The sequence below is a fragment of the Burkholderia anthinoferrum genome (genome assembly GCF_002925705.1).
GTDB lineage: Bacteria > Pseudomonadota > Gammaproteobacteria > Burkholderiales > Burkholderiaceae > Burkholderia > Burkholderia semiarida.
Genome location: NZ_LFZP01000066.1, coordinates 36,653 through 48,683, shown reverse-complemented (window position 1 = coordinate 48,683; position 12,031 = coordinate 36,653). Strand labels below are relative to the sequence as shown.

Sequence of the window (12,031 nt, the reverse complement as noted above, 5' to 3'; positions counted from 1 at the left end):
CGCTCACTCAAAGCTGACAGGAATATGAATCACTTCATAAACCTGACTTACTTTAGTGTGAGACTCTTGATACTTTCGCTATCTGATCCGAGGATCAGCTCGCTTTCATCAAGCGCCCACACTTATCGGCTGTTAATTTTTAAAGAGCACGTCTGCGAGAAACTTCGTGTTTCCCAGCAGCGCTGCGTTTTCAGCAGCAGAGAAGCGAGATTATGAACCGTGTTTCGCAGCTCGTCAACAACTTTCTGAACGACTTCGCTGCGACTGCGGGGCTCAACTTCCTGCGCCGCCGCGGCTCGTTACCACCGAACCCCAACAGCACCGCTTCCCTTCCTCCCGCGCCGCGTTTCCGTTAGCGCGAAAGAGGCGTGATTCTAAGCAGCTCGCGGCATTCGCGCAAGGGATTTCGCAAAAAATTTAAGGGGCCGCACGCTGCCGCGTGCGGCCCCTTAAATATGGAGGCAACCGGCCCCGTCAGAAGGCCGCGCGCATCTGGCGTGCGACGATCTCCATATAGTGATCGAGATCCGGCGTCATCTTGCCTTGCTTCTTCGCCGTATCGTCCCAGCGGCGCAGGCGCAGCGCGTCCTCCGCGTACGGGCGCTGCAGAAACGCCGCCGCCTCGTCGTCGCTGAAAATGCCGCCCTGCAACGCCAGGCTGCGCACCGAGTCCGGCGACAGGCTCTCGAAGTAGCCGGCGTCCGTGCGGCACAGGCAGCGCTTCGCGTCGACGTGCAGCCGGATCGGTTCCAGCACCGCGTCGGAAAACAGCGGCCGCAGGAACGGCAGCACGTAATACTGGTGCAGATCGTCTATCCCGCGCGCGCTCGGCGTCTCGCCCTGGCGATTCAGCAGATGGCCGAGATCGTGCAGGAACGCCGCCGCGACCAGCGCTTCATCGGCCCCGGACTCCTCCGCGAGCAATCCGCTCTGCAATGCATGTTCGAGCTGCGTGACCGGTTCGCCGCTATAGGCCACATGGCCATGCTCGCGATACAGCGCGTGAATCTCGTCCATCGTCAGCGCCATTCGTTTACTCCCAAGGCAGCGAGAACGTCTTCAGGTTCGTGAAGCTCTTCATCGCCTCCTGGACGCCCTCCTTGTACCCGAGCCCCGAATCCTTGATCCCGCCAAACGGCGACAGTTCGATCCGGTATCCCGGCACTTCCCACACGTTCACCGTGCCGACTTTCAGCTCGTTCACTAACCGCACGACGGCCGCCGTGCTGTCCGTACAGACGCCCGACGACAGCCCGAACGCCGTGCCGTTGCTGATCCGGATCGCGTCGTCGATCGTGTCGAACGCGATGACGGGCGACACGGGCCCGAACGTCTCCTCGCGCACGATCGTCATCGACGGATCGACGTTGTCGAGCACGGTCGGCGCGTACAGCGCGCCGCGCCGCACGTTGCCCGTCAGCAGGCGCGCACCCTGCGCCACCGCCTCGTTGACGCGCGCCTCGAACAGCCGCGCCGCCGCTTCGTCGATCACGGTGCCCATTTCGTTCGCGGGATCGAACGGATCGCCGTGTTTCCATGCACGTGTCTTCTCGACGAGCAATTCGGTGAACGCTGGCGCGATCGAGCGCTGCACCAGTATCCGCTTGACGGCCGTACATCGCTGGCCCGAATTCCGGTACGACCCGCACACCGCAAGCGACGCCGCGCGGTCGAGATCGGCATCGGCGAGGACGATCAGCGGATCGTTGCCGCCCAGCTCCAGCACGATGCGCCGGTAGCCGGCCCGCGCGGCAATCGCCTTGCCGATCGCGACGCCGCCCGTGAACGTGATCAGCGACGCACGCGGATGCGTGACGAGCTCGTCCGCGATTTCGGCCGGGTTGCCGGTCAGCACCTGCAGCATCGGCTCCGGCAGCCCGGCTTCGTACAGCAGATCGGCCAGATAGAACGCCGACAGCGGCACCTTCTCCGACGGCTTCACGATCACGCGGTTGTTGGTCGCGATCGCCGGCGCGATCTTGTGCGCGACCTGGTTCATCGGATGATTGAACGGCGTGATCGCGACGATCACGCCGTCGAGCGGCTGGCGCTGCGAGAACACGCGCCGCGCCTTGCCGTGGGGCGTCAGGTCGCACGAAAAACTCTGCGCGTCGTCGCGCAGCGCCTCGACCGCGGCGAACTTCAGCACGTCGGCGACACGGCCGATCTCGTAGCGAGAATCCTGTTTCGACAATCCCGACTCGAGCGTGATCAGGTCGGACGCTTCGTCCGCACGTTCGCGCAGCAGCGCGGCCGCGCGCTCGAGGATCTGCGAACGTTCGTAACGCGTCAGCGCCGGCCGGTACGCCATCGCGTAATCGAACGCGGCGCGCACGTCGTCGACGCTCGCCAGCGGCGCCGTACCGACACGCGTGCCGGTGTACGGATCGGTGACGTCGAACACACGGGCGCGCGGCGCGCGCGTGCCGCACCACCGCAGCGCCTCGGCGCGGAACGCAGGGTGGTCTTGCCGGGGATGAGCCATCATGTCGCGATCCGGTTCAACACGAAATCGAACACGTCGAAGTTGCGCGGGCGGCGGGCAGGGTCGTCCCGCTCGATGCGGCGATTGAACAGCAGCGGCACCTCCTGCTCGGACACGCCGCCATGCGAACGCAACGGCACCGTGAGGCCCGACAGATCGTGTTCGCGCTCGCGCGTGCCGAGCGTCATGTCGCGACGGCCGATCACGACGAGATCGCCGATCCGGTCGGCCGGCAGTTCGAAACGTGCCGCGGCTTCCGCGTTGTCGAGCACGAGCTCGACGCCGTCGAGGCCGCCGACACGCCACATCGCCTCGGCCCGGTCGACGCCCGGCGCCAGGTAGATCGTCGCAAACGAACCGAGCGCGCCGTGATGGACGACGTACGGATCGGTAATCGGCAGGATCACGCGCGCAGCCTGCGTGCCGTACCAGCCGTCGAAAGCGTCCTGCAGATAGATCACGTTCGGCCGCCCCGTCGCCGGATCGTGCTTCGCGTTCATCCCGTGGTCGGCCGTGAGCCCGATCGCCCAGCCGAGCGCGTCGAGCTGCGCGAGATAGCCGTCCATCATCGCGTAGAACGCGTTCGCCCCGGCACTGCCCGGCTCGCATTTGTGCTGCACGTAGTCGGTGGTGGACAGGTACATCAGGTCGACCTGGCGCGTCTGCGCGAGCCGCACGCCGGCCGCGAACACGAATTCGGACAACGCCGCGCTGTATACATCCGGCGACGGCAGGCCGACCCAGTCGAGCACGTCGACGATCCCGTTTTCCGCGAGATTGGCCTGCGCGGCCTTCTCGGCCGAAAAGCAGACGCCGTTCAGTTGCCAGCCGAGCAGCCGGCGCAGCTTGTCCTTCGCGGTCACGACGGCCACCCGCGCGCCGGCGTCGGACGCCGCCGCGAGCAGCGTGCCGGCGCGCAGGTAGGCCGGGTCGTTCATCATGACTTCGGCGCCGCGCCCGCCGTCGGCGGCAGGATCCCAGAAATAGTTGCCGCAGATGCCGTGGACCGACGGCGGCACGCCGCAGACGATCGACAGGTTGTTCGGGTTGGTGAAGGTCGGCACGACGCAATCGGCGCGCCACGCGGTGCCTTCCGCGATCATCCGGGCGATGAACGGCGCGACGCCCGCTTCCACCGCGCGTTCGAGATAGTCGTATTCGCAGCCGTCGACACAGACGACGACGGTCGGCTCGACCGGCAGCCGGTAGCGTCGGCCGTTGACGTCGATCGAGCGTCCCGCGAGATTCGCCGATCCGTTGCCGGCGGCCCGTTGCTCGCCGGGGCGCCGCAACGCGAAAGCGGCGTTCACGATGCCGCCCGCTTGCCGCGCGGCACGCGCGCGGCGATCAGCAGCAGCGCCGCGAGCGACGCGCCGAGCATCAGCAGCGACAGCGCGGACGCAGGCAGGTAATAGCCGCGCTCCACCTGGCCGATCACGACGATCGGCACGGTCGCGAAGCCGGGCGGATACACGGTCAGCGTCGCGCCGAGCTCGCCGAGCGACAGCGCAAAGCCGAGCGCGAGGCTCGCGCGCAGCGCCGGCACGAGTTGCGGCAGCAGCACGCGGCGCAGCACCATCGCGGGCGGCGCACCGAGGCTCGCCGCGGCTTCGCGCAGCACGGTCAGCTCCGGACGCAGCGCGGCGGCCGCGCAGCGATAGCAGAACGGCAGAATCAGCGCGAGCTGCACCAGCACGACGATCGCCGCCGAACTCGACAGGTCGAGCGGCTTCTGGTGATACGCGATCAGCACCGCGAGCCCGAGCACGACGCTCGGCACGCCGTTCGGCACCATCACGAGTGCGTCGACGACCGCGCCGAGGCCGCGCCGGTCGCGCCCTTCGAGCGCGAGCGCCAGCCACAACCCGAGGACCGTGCCAAGCGCCGAGACGCCGAAGCCGATTTCGAGGCTCGTCAGCAGCGCGTCGTATTCCTGCGACCCGAGCCGCTCGAACCAGCGCAGGCTGTAGCCGGCCGGCAGGATCGTGCCCGACCACTGCGTCGACACGCTCGACAGCGCGACGACGATCACCGGCAGCACGAACAGCCAGAAGCACGCGAACGCGGCCAGCGCGAGCGCGGCGCGCGACGCATGCTCGAGCAGCGCGTCGGTCCAGCCGATCCGGTGACGCGGCACGGCCTGCCCGATACGAAATTCAGCGGACATCGTTCCCTCCCGTCGCACGCCGGTTCACCCGGCGATAAACCGCATACAGCGCCAGCGACAGCGACAACATCACGACCGCGCCGGCCGACGCGGTCGGCAGGTCGAGATCGACGGTCGCGCTGCTGTAGATCGCGACCGGCAGCGTGACGAGCCGCGCGCTGCCGAGCACGAGCAGGATGCCGAACTCGTTCAGCGTCAGCAGGAAGCACAGCACGGTGCCGGCGGCGATGCCCGGCCACGCGATCGGCAGCACGACGCGGCGCGCGAGCATCCAGCCGGGCGCGCCGAGGCTGCGCGCGGCTTCGATCAGCCGCAGGTCGAGCGTCGCGAACGACGCGAGCGTCGGCCGCACGACGAACGGCGTGTAGAACACGGTCTGCGCGAGGATCACGCCGCCTATGCCGAACAGGAAGTCCAGCGGCGGATTCTCGAGATGGAACAGGTGCTGCAGCGCGATGCCGATCGAGCCTTGCGAGCCGTACAGGAAGATCAGCGTGAACGCGACGAGAAACGACGGAAACGCGACGTACAGCTCAAGGAAGCGCGTGACGAGCGACGCGCCCGGGAACGGCCTGAAGAACAGCAGCGCGGCCAGCAGCACGCCAAGCACCGACGCGGTGCCGGCGCTTGCAAACAGCACGCCCAGCGTCGTCAGCAGCACGTTGCGCGTGTCGGGATTGCCGAAGAAGGTCCGGTACGCGGCAAGACTCAGCCCGTGGTCGCCCGACACGCTCAGCAGCACGAGCCGCACCAGCGGATAGACGACGAGCGGGCCCAGCACGACGATCGCCAGCACAGCCAGGTGCAGGTCGCCGATGCGCCTGCGGCGCCGCGCGGCGGCGGCGTGTGCGGCGGCCGACGCGAGCACGTGCGGCGGCAGGCCGGCTTCAGGGCTCGATAAGGACGACATCGTCTGCCTCGCAATGCAGGGAAACGCGCGCACCGCGCTCGGGGGCCGCACCGCGGCCGCGTTGCATCGTCACGCGCACGGGCTCGTCGGGCGCCGCGTCGATCACGACCGCGATCGACAGGTCCGCGCCCTGCCATTCGACCGACGACACCGTGCCATGCAGGCCACCGGCGGCGGGCGGTATCACGGTCAGGCGCTCGGGGCGCACGCACGCGACCTTGTCGCGCACCTCGTGGCGCGGATCGCCGAGCGGGAAGATCACGTGCGGCGGCAACAGGTTCGCCGGGCCGAGATAGCGCGCGACGTAGCCGTCGCGCGGTGCGTCGTACAACTGCTGCGGCGTGCCGAGCTGCGCGATGCGGCCGTCGCGCATCAGCAGCGCACGGTCGGACAGCACGAGCGCGTCGTCGCGGTCGTGCGTGACGCACACGACGGTCAGGTTCGGCAAGCGCTCGTGCAGCGCCTTCAGCTCGCTGCGCACCGACGCGCGCAGGTTGGCGTCGAGCGCCGACAGCGGCTCGTCGAGCAGCAGCACGTCGGGCTCGATCACGAGCGCGCGCGCCAGCGCGACGCGCTGCTGCATCCCGCCCGACAGTTGCGCGGGCAGGTGGTGGCCCGCATCGCCGAGCTGCACCAGCTTCAGCGCATCGGCGACGCGGCGCGTGACTTCCGACGACGCCATGCCGCGGGCGCGCAGCCCGAATGCGACGTTCTCGAACACCGACAGGTGCGGGAACAGCGCGTAATTCTGGAACAGCAGACCGAGATTGCGCTTGTGCGGCGGCGCATAGGTCAGGTCGCGTCCAGCCACGCTCAGCGTGCCGGTCAGGCCGTCGGCCTTCACGAACCCGGCGATGAAGCGCAGCAGCGTGGTCTTGCCGCAGCCGCTCTTGCCGAGCACGGTCAGAAATTCGCCGGCGCCGATCGACAGCGACAGATCGTCCAGCACCGTGCGTGCGCCGTAGCGCACGCTCAGATGCTCGATCCGCACGCCGCCCGGCGCGCCGGACCGCAGCGTCGCGTGCGGTTCGGCGGCGCCGAATGCGCCGGGATGGGTCAGGGTGGTGTCCACCGGGTTCATCCTCTTGCTCGCTGATACAGGCGGCGTGCGCCGGTCACTTCGGCTTGACGACGTCGAGCGGCTTGCCCGAGCTGCCGATCACGTCCTTCTTCCAGCGCTCGATCCATTCCTGCTTCTTCGCCATCACCTGGGTCCAGTCGACCGGAATCAGCTTCACGCCCGCGATCGCCTTCTTGACCGCTTCGCCGTTCTTGCCGGCCAGCGGCACGTCGGTGCGGCCCGGGATGCCGTACATGTCCGGCACCTTCGACTGCACTTCCGTCGACATCAGATAGTCGATCAGCTTCCTGCCGGCATCCTGGTTCGGGCCGCTCTTGATCAGGCCGATGCCGTACGGGAGCTGGAACGTGGTCGGCTGGTCGCCGGCCTTCGCGGCCAGGAAGATCGGCTTGACGGACAGCGCGCCGTGTTCGGCGTCGTCGAGGTCCATCTGCAGATCGCCGTTCGCGACGCTGATCTCGTTACGCGACAGCAGCACGTTCAGGTATCCGGTGCCCTTCGTGTGGAACTTCACGCTCTGCGACAGCTTAGCGAGGTAGTCGAATGCCTTGTCCTCGCCCATCAGCGACGTCGTCAGGATCAGCACGGCCATCCCGTCGCCGGCCGTGGCCGGGTTCGAGTACGCGACCTTGCCGGCGTAGGCCGGCGCGAGCAGGTCGGCGAACGTCTTCGGCTGGTTTTTCACGACGTCCGGATTGATCGCGAACGAGAAGTAGTTGTTCACGAACGTCGCCCACGTGCCGTCCTCGGCCTTCGCGATGGCCGGCACGTTCTTGTAGTTCACGCTCTGGTACGGCTGCAGCAGGCCCATCTGGCCGGCCTGCTGGATGAACGGCGGCAACGTGACGATCACGTCGGCCTTCGGGGCGTTCTTCTCGATGTTCGCGCGGTTCACCACCTCGCCGCTGCCCGCCGTCACGATGTTGACCTTCACGCCTTCCTTCTTCTCGAAAGCCGGCAGCACATCGCGATAGAGATTCTCGAGACCGTCCGCCGTGTACAGCACGACCGCGTTTGCCGCATGCGCCGGCAGCGCGGCGCCTTGCAGCAGACCGGCGGCGCAGGCGGCCAGCGCGAGCTTGCGGAACGCGCCGGCGGCGGCGCGCGAGGGTTTCTGCAGTGTCATCTCACTTCTCCGTAGGCGGAACACCAAACGGCCGGGGCACGATCCGGCTCTCCTGTTATCTCCGGGCAGGCCGCCTCGCGGCCCGCCGCGCTACCGCGCTCAGGCTGCGTGTCGCGCGGCAACCGAAGGATCACAGCGTTCAATGACAAAGCCGTGACGAATGCCACAATTTCCAAAAAATGACACATTTTGCCACTATCATGCAAGTCATTCAGAAACGCCGTCCGGTGTTTCGTTCCCCCTTTGCTGGAGGTAAAAACCATGCCCGACCCGATCTTGCTGACGCCCGGCCCGCTCACTACGTCCGCCACAACACGCCACGCAATGCAACATGACTGGGGGTCGTGGGACGCCGCCTTCAACCAGCTGACGGCCAGCGTCTGCGCCGATCTCGTCGCCATCGCCGGCGGTGGCGACGCATACGTGTGCGTGCCGATGCAGGGGAGCGGCACGTTCTCGGTCGAAGCCGCGCTCGGCACGCTCGTGCCGCGCGACGGTGTCGTGCTGGTGCCCGACAACGGCGCGTATTGCGCGCGCATTCTGAAGATTCTCGGCAGGCTGGGCATCGACGCGATCGCGTTGCCGTTCGGCGAAGACGCGGCCGTCGACGCGGCGGCCGTCGAGGCCGCGTTCGCGCGCGAGCCGCGCATCACGCACGTCGCGCTCGTGCACCTGGAAACGAGCGCCGGTATCCTGAATCCGCTCGATGCGATCGCGGCCGCGTGCCGGCGGCACGGCAAGCGGCTGATCGTCGATGCGATGAGTTCGTTCGGCGCGCTGCCGATCGCGCTGGCTGGCAGCGGCATCGACGCGCTGATCTCGGCCAGCGGCAAATGCCTCGAAGGCGTGCCGGGAATGGGATTCGCGATCGTGCGGCGCGACGCGCTCGACGCGAGCGAAGGCAACTCGCCGTCGCTCGCGCTCGATCTCCATGATCAGTACGCGTATCTGCGCAAGACGGGGCAATGGCGCTTCACGCCGCCGACGCACGTGGTTGCCGCGCTGCGTGCCGCGCTCGACCAGTACCACGCCGAAGGCGGCCGGCCGGCGCGCGGCGCACGCTATGCGGCGAACTGCCGGACGCTGATCGAATCGATGCGCGCGCTCGGCTTCGTGCCGTTCCTCGACGTGAGCGTGCAGGCGCCGGTAATCGTCACGTTTCACGCGCCCGACCATCCGGCCTACGATTTCCGCCGCTTCTACGACGCGGTGCGCGACGCGGGCTTCATCCTGTATCCGGGCAAGCTCACGCGGCTCGAGACGTTCCGCGTGGGCTGCATCGGCGCGATCGACGCGGACGATATCCGGCGCGCGGTCGCCGCCATCGCCGCTGCGGTCGAATCGCTCGGCATCGCGATGCAGCACGCATGAAGTGGGGTGCATGCCGCCCCGCGCGCCGGCGCGCGCACACAAAAAAGCCCGGCGGCCGAATGGCCGCCGGGCGAACGCACCGAGTGTGCGGAGAGTCTGTACTTACAACTCGATCCGCTTGATGTCGCCGACGACGAAGATGTACGACAGCGCACCGATCAGCGCGATCACGCCGATGAACACGAGCGCGCCGACGAACGAGCCGGTCGACGCGACGATGAAGCCGACGACGAGCGGCGTGATGATGCCGGCAAGGTTCGCCGCGAAGTTGAAGATGCCGCCCGTCACGCCGAGCAGGCCGTCCGGCGCGATGTCCGACACGAGCGTCCAGCCGAGCGCGGCCATCCCTTGCGCGAAGAACGCGACCGACATGATCGCGATCACGGCTTCGTTGCTCTGCACGTAGTTCGCGAGAATGATCGTCGATGCGAGCAGCAGCCCCGCGATGATCGGCAGCTTGCGTGCGAGGTTCGCGGACTTGCCGCGGCGCAGCAGCCAGTCGGAGAAGATGCCGCCGAACATCACGCCGACCGACGCGGCGATGAACGGCATCACCGCGAAGAAGCCGATCTTCAGCCAGCCCATGTGGCGCTCGGTGGCCAGATAGGTCGGAAACCAGGTCAGGAAGAACACGAGCGTCGAATTGCCGGCGAACTGGCCGAGGCAGATGCCGGCGAGCTGGCGCTTCTTCACCAGTTGGCCGACCATCGACCAGCTGAACTTGGCCTGCGCCGGCTTGTCACCCTTGTCGCCGTTCTTGCGCGCGCCGTGAACGAGACCGCCGCCCGCCTCGATATAGGCCAGTTCCGCCGCGTTCGCGCCCGGATGGTTGCGCGGCTCGTGGTAGAACTTCCACCAGACGAAGCCGAACGCAATGCCGACCGCACCCACGACCCAGAACAGCGAGCGCCAGCCGAACGCGCCCATCAGCGCGAACAGCACCGGGCTGAAGAACGCGAGGCCGATGTATTCGCCGACGGTATAGGTGCCGGTCGCCATCGCGCGTTCGTTCTGCGGGAACCACGTCGCGACGACGCGGCTGTTGGTCGGGAAGCACGGCGCTTCCGTCACGCCGAGACCGAGGCGGCACGCGAGCAACGTCGCGACGCCCGGCACGAAGCCTTGCAGGAACGTGCACAGCGACCACAGCGTCATCGACCAGTAATAGGTGATCTTGCTGCCGAAACGGTCGAGGAACAGGCCGCCGGGCACCTGCATCGCCACGTACGTCCACGAAAACGCGGAGAACATGATGCCCATCACGGCCGCATTGATGCCGAGCTCCTTGGTGAGCTGCGGCGCAGCCACGCCCAGCACGGTGCGGTCGAGATAGTTGATCATCGTGCCGATCGCGAGCAGCGCGAGGATCTTGTAGCGTGCCGACGTGCGCCGGACCGTGCCGGCCGCCTGCGCCGACGCGGCGCTCGTGTGGGTAGTGTGCTGCATGGTCGTCTCCTGGTCTCTTTGTGTGTCTGTGAGGGGTCAGCGCGCGACGAGCGACTGAAAGTGACCGAACATCCGCTCGGCGTCGGGCGTGCGCCCGGTGAATAACTCGAACGCGTCGACGGCCTGGTACACGGCCATCCCGCCACCCGGCAGCGTCGCGCAGCCGGCCGCGCGCGCGGCGTGGATCAGCTCGGTTTCGAGCGGGAAATACACGATGTCGGCCACCCACATGCCCGCGTGCAGCAGGTCGGCCGGCAGCGGCAGGCCCGGATGCTTGGCCATGCCGGTCGGCGTGCAGTGGATCAGGCCGGTCGCGGCGCGCATCGCGGCCGCGAGCGCGCCGCCAGAGGGCGCGCCGCCCGACACGACCTGCGCGGCGGGGAAGCGCTGCTGCAGCTCGGCCGCGAGCGCGGTGGCGCGCGTGCCGTCGACGTCGAAGATCGTGAGTTCGGCCGCGCCCATCTGCAGCGCCGCGTGCGCGACGGCCGCGCCCGCGCCGCCCGCGCCGAGCTGGACGACGCGTTCGAGCGACGCGCCGGGCAGCCCTCGGCCGAACGATTTCGCGAAGCCCGACCAGTCGGTGTTGTGGCCGATCCGCTTGCCGTCCTTGAACAGCACGGTGTTCACCGCGCCGAGCGCGCGCGCGTCGTCCGACAGCGCGTCGAGGTGCTCGATCACGCGCTGCTTGCACGGGTGCGTGATGTTCAGCCCGTTGTAGCCCATCCGCTGCGCGGCATCGAGCAGCTGCGGCAGCGCGTCGACGCTCACGCCGAGCACGTCGAGATCGAGGCGCCGATACACGTAGCCGAAACCCTGGCGGAAGCCTTCTTCCTCGTGCATCGCGGGCGACAGCGAACCGCCGATGCCCTGGCCGATCAGGCCGATCAGAAACGACGGGCGGCTCATCGTGCGGCTCCCTTCGCGAACAGGGTCGCCAGGCGTTGCAGCGCGAACACGTAGCCCTCGGTGCCGCAGCCGCAGATCACGGCTTCGGCGAGCGCCGACACGTACGAATGGTGGCGGAACGCCTCGCGGCGATGGACGTTCGAGATATGCACTTCGATCACCGGCTTCGCGATCGCGGAAAGCGCGTCGGCCAGCGCCACCGACGTATGCGTATAGGCGGCCGGGTTGATCACGATGCCGTGCGTGTCGTGACGCGCGGCATGCAGCCAGTCGATCAGCTGGTGCTCGGCATTCGACTGGCGAAAGTCGATGTCGAGCCCGAGCCCATCCGCCGCCGTGCGGCAGCGCTGCTCGAGATCCGCGAGCGTTTCCGCGCCGTAGATATGCGGCTCGCGCGTGCCCAGCAGATTCAGGTTCGGGCCGTTCAGCACCAGCACCTTGTGCTTGCTCATCGTGTTTCTGCTCCTGAAACAGGGGCGGACCACGATCGGCGCCGCCCCGAAGACATCGGAATTTGGCGCTAGTGTGCGCCCGGGCGA

General features: G+C 67.7%; 11 protein-coding genes. 1 reads left to right on the top strand and 10 read right to left on the bottom strand.

Annotated features, from left to right (window positions below; all coding sequences use genetic code 11):
- Positions 1-474: 474 nt before the first annotated feature.
- Genes C5F75_RS32965 through phnS form a run of 7 tightly spaced genes read right to left on the bottom strand, consistent with a single transcriptional unit; the run spans position 475 to position 7,769 of the window.
- Complete coding sequence (locus tag C5F75_RS32965) at positions 475-1,029, bottom strand: phosphonate degradation HD-domain oxygenase (RefSeq protein ID WP_059582157.1); 555 nt, start codon at positions 1,027-1,029, stop codon at positions 475-477.
- Between the two features lie 4 nt (positions 1,030-1,033).
- Positions 1,034-2,488: a phosphonoacetaldehyde dehydrogenase gene (gene phnY, locus C5F75_RS32960; protein ID WP_059582153.1), complete on the bottom strand. Its 1,455-nt coding sequence runs from the start codon at positions 2,486-2,488 to the stop codon at positions 1,034-1,036.
- Complete coding sequence (gene phnA / locus C5F75_RS32955) at positions 2,485-3,795, bottom strand: phosphonoacetate hydrolase (protein WP_059582152.1); 1,311 nt, start codon at positions 3,793-3,795, stop codon at positions 2,485-2,487. Before phnA ends, phnY begins: the two co-directional genes overlap by 4 nt.
- Positions 3,792-4,652 carry a 2-aminoethylphosphonate ABC transport system, membrane component PhnV gene (gene phnV, locus C5F75_RS32950; protein WP_059582149.1) on the bottom strand — a complete coding sequence of 287 codons (861 nt, stop codon included), beginning with the start codon at positions 4,650-4,652 and terminating at the stop codon, positions 3,792-3,794. The genes phnA and phnV overlap by 4 nt, the downstream gene beginning before the upstream one ends.
- Positions 4,642-5,562, bottom strand: a complete 921-nt coding sequence (phnU, locus tag C5F75_RS32945; protein WP_059582148.1) for a 2-aminoethylphosphonate ABC transporter permease subunit — start codon at positions 5,560-5,562, stop codon at positions 4,642-4,644. The genes phnV and phnU overlap by 11 nt, the downstream gene beginning before the upstream one ends.
- Positions 5,540-6,643 (bottom strand): 2-aminoethylphosphonate ABC transport system ATP-binding subunit PhnT, encoded by a 1,104-nt coding sequence (phnT, locus tag C5F75_RS32940; RefSeq protein WP_059582145.1) that lies wholly within the window; start codon positions 6,641-6,643, stop codon positions 5,540-5,542. Before phnT ends, phnU begins: the two co-directional genes overlap by 23 nt.
- 34 nt (positions 6,644-6,677) lie before the next feature.
- Complete coding sequence (phnS, locus tag C5F75_RS32935; RefSeq protein WP_059582143.1) at positions 6,678-7,769, bottom strand: 2-aminoethylphosphonate ABC transporter substrate-binding protein; 1,092 nt, start codon at positions 7,767-7,769, stop codon at positions 6,678-6,680.
- A 261-nt stretch (positions 7,770-8,030) separates the two neighbouring features.
- On the opposite strand from phnS, the gene C5F75_RS32930 reads away from it, so the two are divergent.
- Entirely contained in the window at positions 8,031-9,140 is a 1,110-nt protein-coding gene (locus C5F75_RS32930; RefSeq protein WP_059582140.1) for a 2-aminoethylphosphonate--pyruvate transaminase, read from the top strand.
- A 102-nt stretch (positions 9,141-9,242) separates the two neighbouring features.
- Here the strand turns inward: C5F75_RS32930 and C5F75_RS32925 are convergent, their stop codons facing one another.
- Genes C5F75_RS32925 through aroQ form a run of 3 tightly spaced genes read right to left on the bottom strand, consistent with a single transcriptional unit; the run spans position 9,243 to position 11,944 of the window.
- On the bottom strand, positions 9,243-10,586 hold the full coding sequence (locus C5F75_RS32925) for an MFS transporter (protein ID WP_059582138.1): 1,344 nt from the start codon (positions 10,584-10,586) through the stop codon (positions 9,243-9,245).
- A 36-nt stretch (positions 10,587-10,622) separates the two neighbouring features.
- Entirely contained in the window at positions 10,623-11,492 is an 870-nt protein-coding gene (locus C5F75_RS32920) for a shikimate dehydrogenase (RefSeq protein ID WP_059582134.1), read from the bottom strand.
- The gene (gene aroQ, locus C5F75_RS32915) at positions 11,489-11,944 is read right to left on the bottom strand and encodes a type II 3-dehydroquinate dehydratase (RefSeq protein WP_059898124.1); all 456 of its coding nucleotides are present in this window, start codon (positions 11,942-11,944) and stop codon (positions 11,489-11,491) included. The genes C5F75_RS32920 and aroQ overlap by 4 nt, the downstream gene beginning before the upstream one ends.
- Between the last annotated feature and the right edge of the window lie 87 nt (positions 11,945-12,031).

Excerpts from the sequence above, each read along its gene's own strand:
- C5F75_RS32965 (WP_059582157.1), bottom strand. The coding sequence starts at position 1,029 with ATGGCGCTGACGATGGACGAGATTCACGCGCTGTATCGCGAGCATGGC.
- phnV (WP_059582149.1), bottom strand. The coding sequence starts at position 4,652 with ATGTCCGCTGAATTTCGTATCGGGCAGGCCGTGCCGCGTCACCGGATC.
- phnY (WP_059582153.1), bottom strand. The coding sequence starts at position 2,488 with ATGATGGCTCATCCCCGGCAAGACCACCCTGCGTTCCGCGCCGAGGCG.
- phnT (WP_059582145.1), bottom strand. The coding sequence starts at position 6,643 with ATGAACCCGGTGGACACCACCCTGACCCATCCCGGCGCATTCGGCGCC.
- phnU (WP_059582148.1), bottom strand. The coding sequence starts at position 5,562 with ATGTCGTCCTTATCGAGCCCTGAAGCCGGCCTGCCGCCGCACGTGCTC.
- aroQ (WP_059898124.1), bottom strand. The coding sequence starts at position 11,944 with ATGAGCAAGCACAAGGTGCTGGTGCTGAACGGCCCGAACCTGAATCTG.
- C5F75_RS32930 (WP_059582140.1), top strand. The coding sequence starts at position 8,031 with ATGCCCGACCCGATCTTGCTGACGCCCGGCCCGCTCACTACGTCCGCC.
- C5F75_RS32920 (WP_059582134.1), bottom strand. The coding sequence starts at position 11,492 with ATGAGCCGCCCGTCGTTTCTGATCGGCCTGATCGGCCAGGGCATCGGC.
- C5F75_RS32925 (WP_059582138.1), bottom strand. The coding sequence starts at position 10,586 with ATGCAGCACACTACCCACACGAGCGCCGCGTCGGCGCAGGCGGCCGGC.
- phnS (WP_059582143.1), bottom strand. The coding sequence starts at position 7,769 with ATGACACTGCAGAAACCCTCGCGCGCCGCCGCCGGCGCGTTCCGCAAG.